General features: G+C 32.0%; 22 protein-coding genes. 20 read left to right on the forward strand and 2 right to left on the reverse strand.

Annotated elements, in window-relative coordinates; all coding sequences use genetic code 11:
• The first annotated feature begins 89 nt into the window (after positions 1 to 89).
• The 19 genes from M0D21_RS15380 (at position 90) to M0D21_RS15465 (ending at position 15,008) form a co-directional block, all read left to right on the forward strand.
• Positions 90 to 1,157: an NAD-dependent epimerase/dehydratase family protein gene (locus M0D21_RS15380; protein WP_248331093.1), complete on the forward strand. Its 1,068-nt coding sequence runs from the start codon at positions 90 to 92 to the stop codon at positions 1,155 to 1,157.
• A gap of 188 nt (positions 1,158 to 1,345) precedes the next feature.
• Positions 1,346 to 1,723, forward strand: a complete 378-nt coding sequence (locus tag M0D21_RS15385; RefSeq protein WP_248331095.1) for a nuclear transport factor 2 family protein — start codon at positions 1,346 to 1,348, stop codon at positions 1,721 to 1,723.
• 133 nt (positions 1,724 to 1,856) lie between these two features.
• A complete protein-coding gene (locus M0D21_RS15390; protein ID WP_248331097.1) occupies positions 1,857 to 2,156 on the forward strand; it encodes a hypothetical protein in 300 nt (99 codons plus the stop codon).
• A 121-nt stretch (positions 2,157 to 2,277) separates the two neighbouring features.
• Entirely contained in the window at positions 2,278 to 2,856 is a 579-nt protein-coding gene (locus M0D21_RS15395; RefSeq protein WP_248331099.1) for a Crp/Fnr family transcriptional regulator, read from the forward strand.
• Positions 2,857 to 2,969: 113 nt separating this feature from the next.
• The gene (locus M0D21_RS15400; RefSeq protein WP_248331101.1) at positions 2,970 to 3,371 is read left to right on the forward strand and encodes a hypothetical protein; all 402 of its coding nucleotides are present in this window, start codon (positions 2,970 to 2,972) and stop codon (positions 3,369 to 3,371) included.
• Between the two features lie 18 nt (positions 3,372 to 3,389).
• Complete coding sequence (locus M0D21_RS15405; protein WP_248331103.1) at positions 3,390 to 3,803, forward strand: DUF6326 family protein; 414 nt, start codon at positions 3,390 to 3,392, stop codon at positions 3,801 to 3,803.
• A gap of 57 nt (positions 3,804 to 3,860) precedes the next feature.
• A complete protein-coding gene (locus M0D21_RS23135; protein ID WP_449500936.1) occupies positions 3,861 to 3,962 on the forward strand; it encodes a DUF7660 family protein in 102 nt (33 codons plus the stop codon).
• A 150-nt stretch (positions 3,963 to 4,112) separates the two neighbouring features.
• Positions 4,113 to 5,270: a helix-turn-helix domain-containing protein gene (locus tag M0D21_RS15410; RefSeq protein ID WP_248331105.1), complete on the forward strand. Its 1,158-nt coding sequence runs from the start codon at positions 4,113 to 4,115 to the stop codon at positions 5,268 to 5,270.
• A gap of 79 nt (positions 5,271 to 5,349) precedes the next feature.
• A complete protein-coding gene (locus M0D21_RS15415; protein ID WP_248331107.1) occupies positions 5,350 to 6,546 on the forward strand; it encodes a serine hydrolase domain-containing protein in 1,197 nt (398 codons plus the stop codon).
• A gap of 358 nt (positions 6,547 to 6,904) precedes the next feature.
• Positions 6,905 to 7,387, forward strand: coding sequence for a hypothetical protein (locus M0D21_RS15420; protein WP_248331109.1), 483 nt, complete (start codon positions 6,905 to 6,907; stop codon positions 7,385 to 7,387).
• A gap of 69 nt (positions 7,388 to 7,456) precedes the next feature.
• On the forward strand, positions 7,457 to 8,755 hold the full coding sequence (locus tag M0D21_RS15425; RefSeq protein ID WP_248331111.1) for an alpha/beta fold hydrolase: 1,299 nt from the start codon (positions 7,457 to 7,459) through the stop codon (positions 8,753 to 8,755).
• A gap of 45 nt (positions 8,756 to 8,800) precedes the next feature.
• On the forward strand, positions 8,801 to 9,379 hold the full coding sequence (locus M0D21_RS15430) for a hypothetical protein (protein WP_248331113.1): 579 nt from the start codon (positions 8,801 to 8,803) through the stop codon (positions 9,377 to 9,379).
• Between the two features lie 93 nt (positions 9,380 to 9,472).
• Complete coding sequence (locus tag M0D21_RS15435; protein WP_248331115.1) at positions 9,473 to 10,069, forward strand: M23 family metallopeptidase; 597 nt, start codon at positions 9,473 to 9,475, stop codon at positions 10,067 to 10,069.
• 51 nt (positions 10,070 to 10,120) lie between these two features.
• Positions 10,121 to 11,335: a carboxypeptidase-like regulatory domain-containing protein gene (locus M0D21_RS15440; protein WP_248331117.1), complete on the forward strand. Its 1,215-nt coding sequence runs from the start codon at positions 10,121 to 10,123 to the stop codon at positions 11,333 to 11,335.
• Positions 11,336 to 11,435: 100 nt separating this feature from the next.
• Positions 11,436 to 12,212: a hypothetical protein gene (locus tag M0D21_RS15445; protein ID WP_248331119.1), complete on the forward strand. Its 777-nt coding sequence runs from the start codon at positions 11,436 to 11,438 to the stop codon at positions 12,210 to 12,212.
• A gap of 58 nt (positions 12,213 to 12,270) precedes the next feature.
• Entirely contained in the window at positions 12,271 to 12,918 is a 648-nt protein-coding gene (locus tag M0D21_RS15450; protein WP_248331121.1) for a VOC family protein, read from the forward strand.
• A gap of 42 nt (positions 12,919 to 12,960) precedes the next feature.
• Positions 12,961 to 13,560 (forward strand): hypothetical protein, encoded by a 600-nt coding sequence (locus M0D21_RS15455; protein WP_248331123.1) that lies wholly within the window; start codon positions 12,961 to 12,963, stop codon positions 13,558 to 13,560.
• 28 nt (positions 13,561 to 13,588) lie between these two features.
• Entirely contained in the window at positions 13,589 to 14,047 is a 459-nt protein-coding gene (locus tag M0D21_RS15460; protein WP_248331125.1) for a nuclear transport factor 2 family protein, read from the forward strand.
• A 106-nt stretch (positions 14,048 to 14,153) separates the two neighbouring features.
• Entirely contained in the window at positions 14,154 to 15,008 is an 855-nt protein-coding gene (locus M0D21_RS15465) for a hypothetical protein (protein WP_248331127.1), read from the forward strand.
• Positions 15,009 to 15,076: 68 nt separating this feature from the next.
• Here M0D21_RS15465 and M0D21_RS15470 read toward each other — a convergent pair whose 3' ends face one another.
• Both M0D21_RS15470 and M0D21_RS15475 read right to left on the reverse strand, forming a co-directional pair.
• Positions 15,077 to 15,769, reverse strand: coding sequence for a LytR/AlgR family response regulator transcription factor (locus M0D21_RS15470; protein WP_248331129.1), 693 nt, complete (start codon positions 15,767 to 15,769; stop codon positions 15,077 to 15,079).
• Positions 15,766 to 16,887, reverse strand: coding sequence for a sensor histidine kinase (locus M0D21_RS15475; RefSeq protein ID WP_248331132.1), 1,122 nt, complete (start codon positions 16,885 to 16,887; stop codon positions 15,766 to 15,768). The genes M0D21_RS15470 and M0D21_RS15475 overlap by 4 nt, the downstream gene beginning before the upstream one ends.
• A gap of 210 nt (positions 16,888 to 17,097) precedes the next feature.
• Between M0D21_RS15475 and M0D21_RS15480 the strand changes: the two genes are divergently transcribed.
• Complete coding sequence (locus tag M0D21_RS15480) at positions 17,098 to 18,081, forward strand: alpha/beta fold hydrolase (RefSeq protein ID WP_248331134.1); 984 nt, start codon at positions 17,098 to 17,100, stop codon at positions 18,079 to 18,081.
• Positions 18,082 to 18,124: the final 43 nt, after the last annotated feature.

The raw sequence follows: 18,124 nt of genomic DNA on the forward strand, positions 1-18,124 counted from the left end.
AGTGATTTGTGTTTGTGTTTCAGGAGTTCATGCTCCTTATTCATGGGCAATACTTCGATATTTGTAGTGTATTAAATATCAAAAGAATAATGACACAAATAGATAAAACAAAACCAGTACTTGTAACTGGAGCCAATGGGTATGTAGCCAGTTGGTTGGTTAAAAAACTTGTAGATGAAGGAATTACAGTGCATGCTGCTGTAAGGAGTCCAGAAAATAATAAAAAAGTGGGGCATTTGAAAGCCGCTGCTGCGCTGGCCAAAGGAGAAATAAAATTTTTTAAAGCTGATTTGTTAGAGGCGGGTTCATACAAAGAAGCGATGCAGGGGTGTGAATTGGTATATCATACGGCGTCTCCATTTGTGACCGATGTAAAAGACCCCCAAAGAGACTTAGTCGACCCTGCTGAAAAAGGTACTGCCAATGTATTAGAGACGGCAAAGGAAATATCTTCAGTAAAAAGAGTAGTGGTAACTAGTAGTTGTGCTGCAATTTATACCGATGCTATTGATTCTATCAATGCTCCGGGAGGAAGACTTACCGAACAGGTTTGGAATACCACTGCATCATTAAATTACCAACCTTATTCGTATTCTAAAACCCTGGCTGAGCAAAAGGCATGGGAGCTTGTAAACTCTCAATCTCAATGGGATTTGGTGACTATTAATCCCTGTTTGGTTCTTGGTCCTGCTTTAAATCCGCAACATAGCACTTCAGAAAGCGTAAATATTCTTAAAATGTTAGGTGGAGGCGATATGAAAATGGGAGCACCCAAAATAGGGATGGGAGTAGTAGATGTAAGAGATGTAGCAGAGGCACATTATCGAGCTGGATTTATGCCAAATGCAGATGGTAGATACATCACTGCTGCTCATGAGACCGATTTTTTAGAAATGGGTACTACCCTATTAGGTACTTATGGTGACAAATTTCCTTTACCTAGAAAAGCATTACCCAAATGGTTACTTATGATTATTGGCCCTATGACAAACAAACTATTTACCCGAAAGTTTATTCGCAATAATGTAAACATTCCCTGGAGAGCAGATAACTCAAAAATTAAGAATGATTTGCAGATGAACTTCCTACCTCTTAAAAAAACGATGGAAGACGCTTTTCAGGTGCTTATTGATAATGGAGCGTTGAAAGCAAAATAAGTTACTTTATTCAAATTCGTGGGTTGTGGGCTTCGAGAGCCTCAGCCCATGTTGATTTTATTGTAATAAGGCTTGATTTGTCGACAGAATAGAGAAATATTCTAGATGTACCTTCGATATCATAAGGAGAATCGCGTTGTTTTCAATATAGCTTTTGTAATTTTATATAGATAACAAAAGATAGATACATGAATTTGGAAAATAATAAAAGACATGCAATCGCATTCTATAAAATGGCCTATGAAGGAAATCCTAAGGAGGCAATAAAGCGATATGTCGGAGAAGAGTATATACAGCATAATCCAGATGTGGCTGACGGTACCCATGGATTTATTGATTATTTTGAGCGTATGCAACGTGAGTATCCTAAAAAGTCTATAGAATTTGTTCGCTGCATTGCCGAGGGAGACCTTGTGGCATTACATACTCACCAAACCTGGCCTGGGAATGATCAATATGTTACTATGGATTTCTTTAGGTTTGATGTGTACGGTAAAATTTGTGAACATTGGGATGCGATTCAACAAATTCCAAAATCCTCTGCCAACCCTAATACCATGTATTAAACTTGGAACTATATTGGTATTGTAAAATAGAATTTTCTAGCTTAAAAATATTCATCAATACAAAAGGTAACATCTTATCTCCTTAAGACACCTATATAAGATATAGATGGAAGATTGATATATCATTTGAGCTATGATGAATAACATAAACTTTCGGGAGTGGGCGTTTCGTTTTGTGGTATGGGATTTTATTATTCAGGTGATCACATTTCTGTTAACGATAAACTATATAGATTTTAGTAGCACCGCTTATAGCGTTTCCATAACTTTATTCTATTTAAATACCTTGTCTGGTGCTCTACTAATATTGAGTGTTATTTTTATTATTATCAGTAGTATAGAAAAAGAAAAGAAGAACTATCAATATTGGGGTACTATTATCGGGATTTTTCTTTTTGGGGTTTTCCCGAAAATTGTAGGTGTGTTTTTGTAAAACATTTAGGGTTGAGTTGTAAAGCTATACACAATAACTTTTGTAAAACGCTTGTAATTCAGTAGTTTGAGTTAAAACCTGTACATTTGTGTTGTATGCTTTAGGAGTTAACTTTTTTTTTATGAATACTGAAAACTTATTGGTTGAATATTTTTCCCAATACATGTCTCTTACTGAAGAAGAGATAAAGCTTATTAAAAAAGAAGATATTATAAGGGAATATAAGAAGGACCATATTTTATTGGAAGAAGGGCAGATCGCAAAAGTTTGCTTTTTGGTACTTAAAGGTTGCGTAAAGCGATATTATCTTGAAGATGGTGAAGAAAGGATTATGGAATTCTATACCGAAAACGATCCTATCGCTCCGGTGAGTTATGTAAATCAGGAACCATCTAAATATTACCTTTCTTGTGTTGAACCTTGCATTATTTCTACGGGGAATGAAGAAAGTACACAACGATTTATACAAAATTTCCCTCAGTTTGTCCCTATGTTCATTAAAATTGGAGATAGTCTTTCTGTAAAAAAACAAATGTCTTTCGATGATTTTAAAAATCTGTCTCCAGAAGATCGTTATCAAAAACTTGTAGCTACACGCCCCGATCTAATTCATAGAGTGCCACAGTATATGATTGCAAGCTACTTAGGAATCAAACCTGAGTCCTTGAGCAGAATTCGTAAGAGATTGTCTACCAAATAAAGCAGGTTACAGTTTTTATATACTTTTTTCATTTCTTAACCCAAGTCAATGCATGACAGAAAGCTTCTGTTCATCTTTGCAACTTCATTTTTTAAACTTAAAATCAATTAGTTATGAACGTTGTGAAAATTACAGCAGTTACAAGCTGTTGCGTTATATTGGTAGTATTGCTCTTAACCATCCTTACAAAAAAAGAGAATGATACTTTATACAATGAGACTTTAGAAATTTTAAAAACTCGAGAAAACTTATCATCTGCTCAGGAAGTTTTGGAGTGTTTCCCTAAACTAAAAATAATTAAATCAAAGCAGAAACGTATAGCGTGTTTACAAAGAAGTATTCACAGTCTTACAGGTGGTCCTGCTCCCAACTTGTCAAGTAAGGATCAGGTGCAATTACGAAAGTATACTCGAGAAATAGAACAGTTACGAGTTAGTATACAGCATAAACTTGCTGAACTTCAAGCCTACGGTGAAAAAGAAACTGCCCTTGCAGACTATGTTTCAGAAAAATAATAATATCAGAAAAAAATTATGAAGATCAATTCTATAACAATACCGACACTTCTTTCTACTCTTTGGGTATTTATTTTGTTTAATATGATTTTTAGAGATTTACATCAATTTCTTGCCATAGGATATATTGAAGAAATGATGGCTCTTACTATTTCTGATACTAATATGCTTTTATATGGTGTGATTTTGGAAATTCCAATTCTCATGGTTTTACTCTCCAGAGTATTGCCTAATATAGCCAACAAATGGGTAAATAGTATTGCTGCTATTATAATCATGTTAGGAGTAATAAGTACATTACCCAATGGCGATTTAGATGATACTTTTTTTGCTCTCATAGAGATTATTTCCTTTATAACAATCATTAGATTGGCTTGGAAATTACCAACGGATGATTTGCAAATTCACAATCATCTGAAGAAGAAATTATAGAAGAATAAAGAGTATAAGTAGTATTTCTATAGTTAAAAGTAACGATGTAGGGAATGTATTGATGATTATTACAAGAACGTCAAATCGAACTTGGATGCAGATGTCCCTATTTGGAGAATATTTGCTGATATTTTAATGGGAGCTGTGAAGTATGAATAGAACAACATTAATTAGTATCTCCAAATAGTAATAACCAAAATTTTAATTTGATTAAGTCAGTGCAGAGAATTTTTGTAACATACGGCAAAATAATCTGTATTTAAGTAATGAAACATTGAAAGATTATATTTTTTTATAAAACACTAATCATTGATTTTAGTAACCATTCTTAATATTGCAATTTTTCAAGGACTTGTTTTAGGGTTAATAATTTTTAAGTCTCCCATATTTAAAAGTCATGCTAATACATATTTGGCATATGCTATTTTTTTGCTTTCAGTTTTGTTATTAAATCTTGTATTCGAAGTTACCAATATTTATGAATACCTCCCATGGTTGCTATATATTGATAATATCGGGTTAGAATTACTTTTCCCAGTCTTCATTTTCTTATTTATAATTCATCAGGTTGATCATCCTATTAAAAGTTCTAAACATCTTCGTTGGTTTTATGTTCCTTTTGCATATACGATGGTATTGAATACATTTGAAAACTTTGAAACTGTTTTGAACGTGTACTCATGGAGTTTTCATGAACCAATACTTGAGTTCTTAAATTTTGTGCAAGTACTATTAACTCTATTTTTTATACCAGGTATTTTATTATATGCTCGTACCTTTATTGGATTTTCGAAAAATTCTAATGAAAAAAAATGGCTTACCCATCTTTGGTTGCAGGTTTTTGTCTTTTTTGTGTCCTTTGTGTTTGTAATTGTATTTAGTATCATTTTTGGAATATTTTCGGATTATGATGTATTTGATCCAACAATGAAAGGTCTAGCGGTACTTTCAACCTTTTTGATTCATTGGACTGTGTATTATGGTATTTTTAAATATAAATTGGCCGAAGATAAAGAAGAGATAAAAGCCTTAATAGATAGGCAAAGGTTAATGACCACCGATCGAGATTCATCAAAAAATCAGCATATAAAAGCTAACGATCATGAGAAAGCGGAAACGCTAACGAAAGAAAATGTGTATTTCAGGCAATTGGAGGAACTCTTTGTTAACGAGCACATCTATAGAGACAGCTCTTTAGACAGAGATAAAGTAGCTGAGAAATTAGGAATCAGTACGGGCTATGTTTCGCAAATAATAAATACCATTACAGGAGATAATTTTTCAACATACATGAACAAATATCGTGTAGAAGCAGTTAAAGATATTATAGTTAATTCTGAGTTCGAAAACTATAGCCTTTTGGCTATAGGTCTTGAATGCGGATTTTCCTCAAAAACGACTTTTCATAATGCTTTTAAAAAAATTACCGGAATGACACCCAATATGTATCGATTAAAATATAAATAAGTTCGGATTTGTACGATTTTAAGATATTGATACTTCCTAAACTTTTGAATCATTTAGGTTTGAAGTAAAATTATTAGGTATGAATATCATTAAATCAAAAAACATGAAAATTTTTAGACAAGCGTATTTTTTAAAAAAAACAAAGAGCGACTTAGTAAAAGATTTGAGTTTGTTATCTGTAATTATCTGCGTTGCCGTATTGTTTTTGACAGGTTGTAGTAACGATGATTCTGTTGCTATAGAAAGTACCTTGAGTGATGATATCTCTAATCAGGAATTTGTAAAGATCATAGAGAGTCATGCGTCCGATTTTCCAGTTAGTACTCAAATTGCTATTGCAATTATCGATAATGCATCTACTGAGTTCATTGGTGTTGTGAATAATAACAGGGTGTTAAGAAGAACAAATATTGAAGATAAGATTTTTGAAATTGGCTCGATAACCAAGGTGTTTACAGGGGTGTGTTTATCTAAATTAATAGCTACTAATGAAGCTATGCCAACTGAAACTTTGCAGAGTCAATTTGATTTTCCCATGCAAAATGGTCAAGATATTAATTTATTACAATTGGCCAATCACACTTCTGGTTTACCTCGTTTACCAACCAATACTCATGAAATTATAGACTTAGATATCAACGACCCTTATGCTAGCTTTACTGTAAGTAATTTTGAAAGCTATTTTCAGAATCATGTGTTTTTAAATTCTGAAAGCGGTACAAACTATGAATACTCAAATTTGGGATTCGGAACTCTCGGGTATATTTTAGCTCAAAAAAGAGGTACTTCATTTGAAGGGTTATTAGGAGATCTAATTTTTGAACCTCTGAAGATGACAAGTTCTACGACACTCTTGGAAAAAGTAGATATTTCTAAACTAATACCAGCACTTGGCCCAGAAGGGAACACCACTTTAAATTGGAATTTTAGGGATACGATGTCGGGAGCGGGATCCATCAAATCTTCAGTAATTGATCTTGAAAAATTTGTAAGAAAGAATTTTGAGGATGATGAAGAGTATAATTTACCACAACAAGCTACATTCGAAAGGGTAAAAGGTTTATCAATAGGATTGGGGTGGGAAATTCTCGAAAGTGAAGGTTTTAGAATATTAAGCCATGGAGGAGGTACAGGAGGTTATTCTTCTTATTTAACTATGGATAAGAACAATAAGAAAGCTGTGATCGTATTATCTAATGTTTCTGGGGTGGGACCACTGGCAGGAAAAATTGGCGATTTAGCGACTTCTTTGTTAGAAAACATATCACTTCGATAAACACTAGAGGTATACTTTAGAATAACTTATAAATAGTGGTTGGATAATAAGTTCGACCGCTATTTTGTTTTAAAGTTTAAAAGCACAAGCATTTTGATTTTTAAAAAAGGTAGCATTTTTTCCTTTTCTATAATTAAAAATACAAGGTAATTAGTATTAATATATACTTAACCAGACTAAGATTAATTTTTAACAAAGAGAGAAGAAAGCTATAAGATTTTAATAAATTGTTTTTCAGGTATTTTGATCGAAAGGAAAGAGGAAATCTTAAAAATGTTTATGTTACTAATAATGATTTTCCTTTAAAGAAGTAGTTTGTTTTGTCACGGTTTATAAAAAGTATTAGTCCTTTTAGCATATGAAAAGTTTAGTTTGTCTAATATTCTTGATTTTTGGAGTACATTGTTTTGCTCAGGATGGAAAAGAGATTAAAAATGAATATAATTTACTTTTAAATTATGCTCCTAAATCAATTAAAATCGATTCCTCATTAAAGGATCTTTCTAAAAAACTTGACTCTCCATTAAATACCATTATTACCTTAAAAATATTCTATGAATTTCAAAAATGGTTTCGACTTAATCAGAAAGAAATCGAGTTAATAGAACATAGAATAGACCAACTTGCGATAGCATTATTTTCTATTGGTAAACCTGTACTTATTAAAAAAGTCGGAGGATACTCTGGATGTCCGGAAAAAATGATTTACAATAGAATAAAAAATGGAAAGAAAGTTATTATTTTAAACTTTTGTTTTAGTTGTACAGATTTTACTAATGAAGCTTATAACTTTATTAAGATTTTTAATAGTAGAATGGAAAAATTATTGAAATTACCCTAATCAAGAAGTGACGGTAAACCGAGTGTTAAATTAAAAAGATCAAATTTGTATCTAAAATAAGTATATCAAATGCAAGAGAGATTTAACTTGATAGTTCTGATATTCCTTTTCTGTGCCAACGGACATTCTCAGGAAGCAGAAATCGTTAAGGATTGGACAGCCTATTCACAATCTGTTGATGTTTCAAAATATGAAAATAAGGAGTTTAGAGTTTCAGCCTATCTGAGAAAAGAAGGAGATATTAACAAAGGAAAATCAGCTTTATGGGCTAGAATTGATAAGAAAAATGGGACTGTAGGGTTTTTCAAAAATGATGTATATAATAAAAATTTAATGGTATCTAATGATTGGAAGATTTTTACTATCTCAGGTAAAATCGATAAAGGCGCTGGTAAGTTATATTTTGGAGCTTTTTGTCAAGGGAATGGAGCTTTTTATTTTGACGATTTCAATATAGAAATTAAGTCCAATACTGGCGAATGGGAAAGTTTAAAAATTGGAAATAAAAGTTTTGAAGAAACTTTATCTGAGGATTCTTGGCAGGAAGGAATTCGTAAAAGTAAAATGTCTAAGGTTAAAAATTTTGAGATTATTTATTCAAAAAATCAACCTTTTCATGGGCAACAGTCATTACTTATCAAAGGTAGCGGTATTATTGGAAATAACGATCATGGAAAATTTGTTGAGGTTAATAACGTAAAGTTATATTATGAGACTTATGGAGAGGGACAACCTCTGCTTTTGCTACATGGTAATGGACAATCGATTAGCGCTTTTATAAATCAGGTAGAAGAGTTTTCCAAATTATACAAAGTGATACTTGTAGATTGTAGAGGACGAGGAAATTCGAGCTTTGATTACGAAACCGAACTTACCTATACGCTGGAAGCAAAGGATATTAAATTGTTTTTAGATAAAATTGGAGTAAAAAAAACACATATTCTGGGATGGAGTGATGGAGGAATAATAGGATTAATAATGGCAATTAATTTCCCCGAAAAAATAAGTAAACTAATTGCTGTAGGTGCAAATATTAATCCGAAAGGATTAATTGGGTTAGAAGAAATGAAAAATACCATAGAAGAACTTGAGAAAAACAACCGAGGAAATGATAATGACCTTTTTATATCTCTTTATAAACTTATGGCCAATTATCCTAAATTACAGTATGAGGATTTAAAAGCGATTAAATCTAAAACTTTGATAATGGCCGGAGATCATGATGAGATTAAAAATATTCATACGATTAAAATGTATGAAGCAATAGATGATGCTCAACTGGCAATTTTACCTAATGAAACTCATTATTTCCCTTCAGAAAACCCAAAGTTTTTCAATAAATTAGTCTTGGATTTTTTGAAGGAATAGTGTTGTTATTATAACTCTTTTTCTACCTAATCGAATGTTTCTAAAATGAGGTTTATTTTTATTTGTTTAGCGATTCTATTTACAAGTACTGGAGATCTGAGGAAGAGAGATTTTCCATATTATTCAATTATAGGAGCAGCTGATATAATTGTAGAAGGACAAATGCAGGAGAAGTGGCAAATCCACAACAATATTGGATATCTTTTTGATGTCGATGGTTTTCTGAAAGGAAAGATTTCAAGAAAGACTATTAAAGTTAAGACCTTTAAAGGTTGGGTTTGCGATCCTAGAGATTATTCAAAAATGAAGAAAGGCGAGAAGTTGTTACTTTTTCTAACGGAGAATGGCAACGGGATTTACGAGGTGATTAATGGTAGTAGAGGTGAAATATTTGCCGAAACTAACAAAGTCAGGGTCGATTTTGGATATTATGATTACGATACTTTCACATTGGGAATTAAGGAGATATGTAAACACTTTAGCTACAAAGGACCATTAGATGTGCAAAAAGCAGATAATCCGACATTTCAGAGGGTTGCAGGAACTAAGAATGCTTCTTTGGAACAAGATAATAAGTTTTACAAAGATTTTGTTAGATATATAAAATCATTAATTGTCGATTGAGGTTTAAAAGCTAAGTATGTTTAAGAGAACTCGGAGTTGTGAAGAATAGTGGGTAAGTTCTATGGCTAAACACATCTAACAGAATTTATATTTATGAGAATAAGCTTTTTAATATTGATTACAGGCATGCTTATCACAAGTTGTTCTTCTAATTCTAGAAAAGAATATAACCTAGCTTCCCTAGATGAACAAAACCAGTTGCAGTTAGATACACTTAAGTTGACCAATGGATTTGATTTTCCGGTGGGAAAACCAAATGCTACTAAGTATTACAATGCTCAAAAGTTTGGAGAAAATAATCACTTAGGTGATGATTGGAATGGTGTGAGAGGAGGTAATACTGATTTTGGAGATCCAATATATGCAATTGGGAATGGTTATGTTACTCATGCTAAGAATATACACGGAGGCTGGGGTAATGTGATTAGAATCGTTCATTATATAGGTAAAGAGCGTATGGTGGAGTCGTTATATGCACATTGCAATGAAATCTTAGTCAAGAAAGGTGCATTCGTAAAAAAAGGTCAAAAAATAGGAACCATAGGAAATAACGACGGTCAATATCTAGCACATTTACATTTTGAAATAAGGAGTAAGGTGGGAATGCCAATAGGAGCGGGTTATTCTTCGAATACCGAGGGATATATTGATCCGACTAAGTTTATAAAAAATAATAGATCGATAAAGTAATTTTATTTTACTTTATAAGTAACGAAACGAATGCTAATTCGTCATGATACTATGCATACAATTATTAAGTTTATTCTTTTAGGAGTTTTTTTACTTATATCTTTTTTCATAACTGGGCAACAAGATGTAAAAACGATAACAGGAAGAGTTTTGGATGAAGAAGATAAAAAACCTATTCCTTTTGCATCGATTTACTTAAAAGATAAGGGTATAGGTACTACTTCTAATGAAGAAGGGGATTTTAGTTTTTATATCAAAAACGTAAGTAATACTAGCATCGTAGTTATATCTAGTATAGGGTATGGAACGATTGAGAGAAGAATTGATGATTTTACTATAAAAGAGAATATCTTACTTAGCAGAGAAGTTAGTCCACTTGATGAAGTTATAATTACCGCTACTAAAAAGAAAAAATTCACTGCAAAACAAATTGTTAGAAAGGCTTATAATGCCATAGCAAGTAACTACCCTGATACACCTTTTATCTTAGAAGGTTTTGTTCGTGATCTACAAAAAGAAGACGGTAATTATGTAGAATATCTCGAATGTGCCGCAAAGTTTTATAATAAACCAATCTCGGTAGAGAAAGAAGCCAATGTAGAATTGGTAGGGATAAGGAGTAGCTATATATCTGATAAGAACCCCTGGAATAAAAAGTGGGATAGAAAAAATGCTATTATGGATCTCATTGAAGATGATTTTATCAGATTTGATTATGGACCAATTAAAGGAAAAGGAGGATGGAATTATAGGCTAATAGATATTATACCTTTCAATAATAGGCTGGTTTATAAAATCGAGGGAGAAGATGTTCCTTTCCAAAAAGCAACATTATTTATAGATACCGAGTCTTTTGCCTTTATTAGAATGGAACTTACAAGAACCGCTCATAAAGGTAAATCCTGGAAAAGAAGATTAAGTAACGGACAGGAACAGGTTTATTACAATGTTATTTTTGAATATCAAGAGTATAACGATAAAATGTATCTTAAATATCAAAAGGAAGAGGATACTTGGAACATATATGATACTACTAATCCTAAGAAATTACTATTTACAAAAGAACCTAAAAAAGAGTTGTTTATTAATAATATTATTGTCGAAGGTGTAGAGATATATCCTTTTTCGCAAAATATGGATTCGGGAAGTAGTCTCGAAAATCAAAAAGAAGCTTACAATCCTGATTTTTGGACTAATTACAACGCTCCTCAACAAACCAAAGAGATCAGTAAAATAGAACAATACTTAAAAGATATAATCGATTAGAGGAGGAATAGGTCTATATAGAACTATAGATAAGCGAAATATTATGACTTCCATAAGTTATAATTAAATAGTACCTTTATTTTCGTTGAGTTCTACTACAATGCAAACTTCTTTAAGAGAGAAAATTAGATTTCTTGTCACAACCTACATCATTACAATAGTGTTATGGAGTATGGTAACGCATTTGTCCGCATACTTTTCCACTAGGTTTAGTGATGTTAATTGGTTAGTTGTTTTAGCGAATCTTGATCGATATAAGATTGTTATTATCCTCCTACTTATTCATGTATTAGGTAGGTGGCTAAATAAACAACCTAAATTATTTTATATTCCTTTATTACTTTTTTATACTTTGGTAGGTATTCTTATTGTAGTATGTGTAAATATACGATGGGGAATTGATCCTTATGCTTCAGAGTATTTTTCTTATTGCTATATGATGATTGTAGTGCTACTTATAGCTCAAACTATAAGAATTATTTTTCTTGTCTTTTTAGATCAAAAAAACAATATGTTGCATAAATATGGAGATGTAATTGCAAGATTAGTTTTTGTTTTAATTATAGGGCTGGTTGTTTATTTTGTATTTACAATTTCTGAACGATCCAATGATAATCCAACTATTTTGGGTATAGATAATGCGATAATTAATTATCTCAAATATCCACTTTTATTGCTAGTTTTTATGGCAGATTATGCATTTACATCAAGTAGACCTACGTTCAAAAGTCTTCCGTATAATTTGTATGGTATAAAAGTGAACGAACCTATGAAGGCAGCTGGAATGAGATTGTGTTTTTTAATACTGATATATGTGTTTGTTGCAGGGAGTATATTGTCTAGCGGAATGTTAAGGAATACTTTTACAGAGTACTAAATGGGCCAATATCTTAAGGTATAATGATTATGATCCTAAAATGTATAATTAAGTAATAATGGAAATAGACCATATTTTTATATTTTCTAATCAAGGTGGAGTAGAGGCCAATGATCTCATTGATTTTGGTTTTACTGAAGGAAGTAATCGAAGACATCATGGTCAAGGAACCATCAATAGAAAGTTCTATTTTGATAATTTCTTTCTTGAAATTTTGTGGGTAATTGATGAGGAAGAGATTAATAATACAACTACAGCTGTGACCAAACTTTGGGAACGTTCTCAATTTCAGAATAATACATATTCTCGTTTTGGGTTATGTTTGGTAAATACAGCTGTAACCGATTCACTTTTTGAAGATAGTAGAACATATTCTCCAGCATATTTTCCCAGGGGGATGTCTATAAATATGATTGTAAATGAAAATAACCCACAATTGCCTTGTACATTTAGACTTCCGTATAGAGGAAGAAAAAATAATCATAACGAACCTATCAAACATAAAAATGGTATAAAAACCTTAACCCGGGCAGAGTTTGAAATACCTGAGTACAGTATTAAAAACAGTTTTATAAAGAACTTTGACGAATTTGATCATATTAAGTATACATCGAGTAATCGTATACATCTTACCTTGGAGTTTGACCACAATCATAAAGGTAAAAAAAAGACCTTCGAGACTCTTAACTTAACTTTAAAATATTAAATGCTTATCAAAAAATACTAGCAAATTGTTGATGATGTTATAATGGACAGAAAAATTATCATTTTGATTGGCTCACTTATTTTGAGCTCTTGTTTTTCTACTACTTTTAATAAAGGTAGGTTTAAGAAGTTTGTACCCGTGCAATCTCAGAATCATCTTCTTAAAAAGAATGGGTATTATTTCTATGAAACAGGAGTTTATAGACATAACAACTATGTGCCATACGGTACGGGAGCAGTACCTTTAGATAGTACTCGTATTAAAGTAATTGATGGAATAATCTTTTATGAGAATGCAAAGGTTTACATCACCAACCATTTTGATGGATTGTTATTTGAAAAGGAAAATAGTTTGGAAGTTGCACAAGAAAAGTTAGAAAACAGAATAGATGCTTATAATCTAAAAGGAATAGATACAATGAATACTCATATCTCTACTCTTGGGAAATATGAGATACGTAACGATACAATTACAATTCAGTATTTTAGATTTTCATTCGGCGATAGATTTTTAACCGAAGTGAAAGGAATCTTAAAAGACAGCAATAATTTTCATTTATTTGAAAGGACAGATTTTTCTAATTCTTGGTCAAAACCAAAACCGTATGCTATTAACAAAAAATATACTTTTAAAGAATATTAAGAGAACCATGATAAATTTAAATCATAGTATGAACACGAAACACATAAAGATTTTGGGGACATTTATTTTTTTACTTGTAGTTATAACCGCACAAGGACAAACCCCAAAAGATTCGTTAGAGATTAAACAAGTTGCACTTGATTACATCGAGTCGCAACATAGTGTAAAACCAGAACAATTTGAACGAGCGGCTCATCCCAGAATGGTAAAGCGTACGTTTTGGACCAATAAAAAGACTGGTAAAGAATATTTGAGAGAAACATTTACAGATGCAATGGTGTTGCTTGCCGAAACCTATAATACAAAGGGAGATAAGTTTCCAGAAAACCCCAAAAAGGAAGTAATCATATTGGATATTTATGATAAAACTGCATCGGTAAAACTCATCGCCGACGAATGGATCGACTATATGCACATAGTAAAACTAAATGGTAAGTGGCAATTGGTAAATGTACTATGGCAGTTTAATGATTCTGGAAAGCACTAATTTTTTTTAAACCTTTTGAATATAGAAACTGATTTAAGAGGTAACCTTTTAGCTTTTTGTGATACTTATATAGTGAGATCATAAACGAAACACATTATTACTCATCTTGGAAAATACTAAACATATACTAAAGCTAGGTAATAACTCTAAATTTAACGAAGCTAACATTTATAGGTTATCAGAGCTAAAACCGGCAGGAACAAAATTAATCTTAGAACCTGATACAGATTTGATAGAGCTTATCAAATTGACTCTATTCGATTTGATTTTAAAACAAGTTTTAGTTGTAAAAAAAGAGCTCAAAAAATCGCATCCCAGGGATCCTCATTTTAGAGAATATACAATTGTTGAAACCGGTAAGAATTTCGCAAAGTATGAGCCTTGTACTTTTGAAAATTACTTTTTGAGTAGAATAGATGAGGATAGTTATTTTATTTTAAAATCGTACCTAAGAGTTATTTATAAAGAAATACCATCAGAATATAGATATAAAAAGGAAATTGTAGAAGGGGTAAAGTTAGAAGACTTATTTAAGAGTAATGTAATGTTAAGTATTCTATCCCTTCTAAAGACGAATCAAAAAGGAGAAGAACTTAGAAAAGATATCACCGAATATTTAACCGATGTTGATGCTACGATTGGTGGCCTAATAAAGCGGGAACCACAAAAGGCTCTAGAAATCATATTATTCCTGAAGGGCAACATTTTCTTACTTAAAAACTTAAAATTTGAAAGCTTAGAAAGGCTCAAAATAGACACCTCTATAACGGGTGGGGTTGATAATGAGCATAGTGATTGGTTTTGGATGGATTATTTGTATTACTCAGATGGGTTAGATTCAGATTTTATGTCAGAGGTATCTGATGTGTTTGATACAATTGATGATTACTTTGACTTTGACAATGGCGTCGATTGGGGAGGAGGTGATGATGATTTTGATTATGGTTTTGATTTTGATTAGTTTGCAGTAAATTGGTGATACCTTGTCACCGATACTATAAATGTCATAAGAGAATATTTGAAAGAAAATTACATATCTCCAAAAAGTCGTTTTAGATGATGTTTATAGGTTTGACCAATGGGAATAATATGATCCTTAATATTAATTCTATTTCCCTCGATTGATTTTATATGGTGAGTTGCTACAATAAAAGATTTATGCACCCTAAAAAAATCTGAAGTCGGTAACAAAATTTCCATGGTAGAGATTTTTTCATGGCTTACTATCATTTCATCAGTTAAAAAGACTTTAGTATAGTTTCCATAAGCTTCAATATATAAGATGTCATCGGTATGTACTTGATGCATTTTTTTATCTCCTTTTAAGAAAAAACGATCTTTTTTTTGTCTCCCAGTGTTCGGTAAAATCTTAGTTTGACTTTCCTGTACTTTTTGAATTGCCTGTAAAAAACGTTCAAAAGAAAAGGGTTTGAGTAGGTAATCAGAAACATTTAACTCATATCCTTCTAGGGCAAATTCTTTATATGCTGATGTTACAACTACTTTGGGAGAGCTCTGCATGGTTTTTAATAGATCAAACCCAGAGAGTTTAGGCATATTAATATCTAGGAATAGCATATCGACCTTATTTTTTTGTAATAAGGCAATAGCTTCAAAGGCGTCATAGCAATTTCCCACCTTTTGCAAGTAAGGTAGGTTTTCGCAATACCCTTCAATAATTCTATGTGCTATAGGTTCATCATCAATAATACAATATTTCATACGAGTTTAAGATTAAGCTGTACTTTGTATATAGATTCTTTTTTCTCAATAATTAATTCATGATTATTAGGGAATGAATAGGCTAGCCTTTTTTTCAAGTTCTCCAGCCCAATTCCTTGCGTATGATGCACCTCTGAGCTATCAAAATTATTTTCGATAGTACAAAAAAGTGCATTTCCTTCAGATTTCATATCAAGAAAAATATACGCACCTTGCCTTATTTTTTCGACACCATGCTTAAAGGCATTTTCCAGCAAAATAATAAATAACAATGGAGGAACTTTGAGGGTTTCATCAACATCATATATAAAGGTAATATCTACTGTTTTCTGATATCTTATTTTATGAAGTTCAATATAATTCTTGAGATAATTAATTTCGTCTTTTAATAAAATCAACTCCTCCTTACCTTCATAGATGGTATATCTCATCATTTCAGACAGTTTTAAAACCATTTCGGGGGCGTTATCAGATTTTTCTACCACTAAACCGTAGAGATTATTTAAGGTATTAAAGAAAAAATGCGGATTAATTTGTGTCTTGAGTAGTGCTAATTCTGCACTTGCCTTATCGGCCTTTAACATCTTTAGCCATCGCCATTGTTCATACAGCCATAACGCAGCAAAAAAAGGAATTGGGATTAAGATAAAATGAGCAAAATGCTCCCTATTGTTTTGGGTATAATTTATGGTGGTGATAAAATCGAAAAAAAAGTAGGAGATGACCAATCCGTAAACAATGAGAATAGCAATTTTATATTTTCTGAAAAATTGAGGAAGTATAAGAAAAGTCACACCAATCCAAAAAAGTATCACCAGTGGGATTGTAATTAAGTTATCAGTGAATGGGAGATAGAGCTCTGCAAGTATTGCAACAACGAGTAATGATACAATACCAAGAATCTTATACAAAGGGAACTTACTAATTACCAAAGAAACGAGTAGCCAAAAAAAGAGTAAACTAATTAGATTTATGCTAGTATACAGAAAAGGTGAAACTGAATCGGGATTAACTACAAAAAAATGTATTTGACTATACCTTAAAAAAAGCATTACCAAAATAGTAACAATTCCACCAATAAGCAGTGCCTTATAGTTTTTAGTTAAAAAAAGATTCATACTACAAAAGTATGCTTCCATATAGCTACTTACAACCTTTTTGATAAACACCAGCATTTTTGCGTCGAACGCTATCTTTTTTAGGTCAAGTGCAATTGAAATCTATGTAATATCTATGTGTGTTGTTTTTTATAGGGTTGGTCATAATTATTAGAACCGAGAACCTGAACCAATTATGTTTGAATCGAATTCATCAAACTAAAAACAACTATGAAATTATTTAGGAGGATTATAAAATGGATCGGAAAATTTCTTGGAATGGTTATAGTATTAATCATTTTAGCGGGGCTTATTTTTCGATTGTTTATGCATACTGAAGCGCCCGAAGGAGAACTGATAAATATTGGAAAATTCAAACTACACATTAACAGTTCGGGAGAAAAATCTAATAAACCTACAGTAGTTATTGAAGGTGGGGCTGGGTTATCTACAGAATTTTATCATTGGTTGAATCAGGGACTTAAAGATAGTTTACGTGTTGTACGGTATGATCGTGCCGGACTTGGGTATAGTGATGCATGTGTTACTCCACGTGATCCCGAAACTATAGCTCGTGAATTACACACTTTGTTAGAAAAATCGGGAGAATCACCTCCATATATAATGATGGGTCATTCTTTAGGAGGTCCATATATCAGAGTGTTTACAGAACTATACCCCGATGAGGTGGTAGCAATGTTTTTTCTTGATGCTACCCATCATGATCATATAGAACGATATAATGCTCCCAAAGCATCCTCGTTCAGGTTCAAAGGGTTTATGGCGTTTACTGGATTACAAGCAACCGTAGCAGACATGGGTATTTTGTCGTTATTTGATAGACTTGTAGGAACACCGTATTACGGGGAGGGATTACCAGATGAAATTAATAGTCGTATAAAAGGGCTTTTAAACAATGGGAAATCTTTTAGAGGATATAAACAAGAAATGAAACATTATTACGCCACATTAAAACGTTCTGCACAAACTGATGATTTTGGGTCGTTGCCTATTAGATCATTTACAGCGATTCGTGAACATTCGGAAAATGAAAGCCCAGAGGAAGACAAAAAATATAGAGAGTTTGAAGATTTATCGACAAATGGTAAACATTTCGGAATTGTAGGAAATCATGTTACCATATTTTCTAAAAAGGAAAATGCAAATGTTATTTGTAAAGAAGTTCTTCGAGTAGTGAATACTTTGAAAGATTAGTTTTTCATGGTGATATAAATCAGATATATAGAAAATATAGTAC

The sequence above is a fragment of the Aquimarina acroporae genome (assembly GCF_023195925.1).
Taxonomy (GTDB): domain Bacteria; phylum Bacteroidota; class Bacteroidia; order Flavobacteriales; family Flavobacteriaceae; genus Aquimarina; species Aquimarina acroporae.

Excerpts from the sequence above, each read along its gene's own strand:
- M0D21_RS15380 (WP_248331093.1), top strand. The coding sequence starts at position 90 with ATGACACAAATAGATAAAACAAAACCAGTACTTGTAACTGGAGCCAAT.
- M0D21_RS15385 (WP_248331095.1), top strand. The coding sequence starts at position 1,346 with ATGAATTTGGAAAATAATAAAAGACATGCAATCGCATTCTATAAAATG.
- M0D21_RS15390 (WP_248331097.1), top strand. The coding sequence starts at position 1,857 with ATGATGAATAACATAAACTTTCGGGAGTGGGCGTTTCGTTTTGTGGTA.
- M0D21_RS15395 (WP_248331099.1), top strand. The coding sequence starts at position 2,278 with ATGAATACTGAAAACTTATTGGTTGAATATTTTTCCCAATACATGTCT.
- M0D21_RS15400 (WP_248331101.1), top strand. The coding sequence starts at position 2,970 with ATGAACGTTGTGAAAATTACAGCAGTTACAAGCTGTTGCGTTATATTG.
- M0D21_RS15405 (WP_248331103.1), top strand. The coding sequence starts at position 3,390 with ATGAAGATCAATTCTATAACAATACCGACACTTCTTTCTACTCTTTGG.
- M0D21_RS15415 (WP_248331107.1), top strand. The coding sequence starts at position 5,350 with ATGAATATCATTAAATCAAAAAACATGAAAATTTTTAGACAAGCGTAT.
- M0D21_RS15420 (WP_248331109.1), top strand. The coding sequence starts at position 6,905 with ATGAAAAGTTTAGTTTGTCTAATATTCTTGATTTTTGGAGTACATTGT.
- M0D21_RS15425 (WP_248331111.1), top strand. The coding sequence starts at position 7,457 with ATGCAAGAGAGATTTAACTTGATAGTTCTGATATTCCTTTTCTGTGCC.
- M0D21_RS15430 (WP_248331113.1), top strand. The coding sequence starts at position 8,801 with ATGAGGTTTATTTTTATTTGTTTAGCGATTCTATTTACAAGTACTGGA.
- M0D21_RS15435 (WP_248331115.1), top strand. The coding sequence starts at position 9,473 with ATGAGAATAAGCTTTTTAATATTGATTACAGGCATGCTTATCACAAGT.
- M0D21_RS15440 (WP_248331117.1), top strand. The coding sequence starts at position 10,121 with ATGCATACAATTATTAAGTTTATTCTTTTAGGAGTTTTTTTACTTATA.
- M0D21_RS15445 (WP_248331119.1), top strand. The coding sequence starts at position 11,436 with ATGCAAACTTCTTTAAGAGAGAAAATTAGATTTCTTGTCACAACCTAC.
- M0D21_RS15450 (WP_248331121.1), top strand. The coding sequence starts at position 12,271 with ATGGAAATAGACCATATTTTTATATTTTCTAATCAAGGTGGAGTAGAG.
- M0D21_RS15455 (WP_248331123.1), top strand. The coding sequence starts at position 12,961 with ATGGACAGAAAAATTATCATTTTGATTGGCTCACTTATTTTGAGCTCT.
- M0D21_RS15460 (WP_248331125.1), top strand. The coding sequence starts at position 13,589 with ATGAACACGAAACACATAAAGATTTTGGGGACATTTATTTTTTTACTT.
- M0D21_RS15470 (WP_248331129.1), bottom strand. The coding sequence starts at position 15,769 with ATGAAATATTGTATTATTGATGATGAACCTATAGCACATAGAATTATT.
- M0D21_RS15475 (WP_248331132.1), bottom strand. The coding sequence starts at position 16,887 with ATGAATCTTTTTTTAACTAAAAACTATAAGGCACTGCTTATTGGTGGA.
- M0D21_RS15480 (WP_248331134.1), top strand. The coding sequence starts at position 17,098 with ATGAAATTATTTAGGAGGATTATAAAATGGATCGGAAAATTTCTTGGA.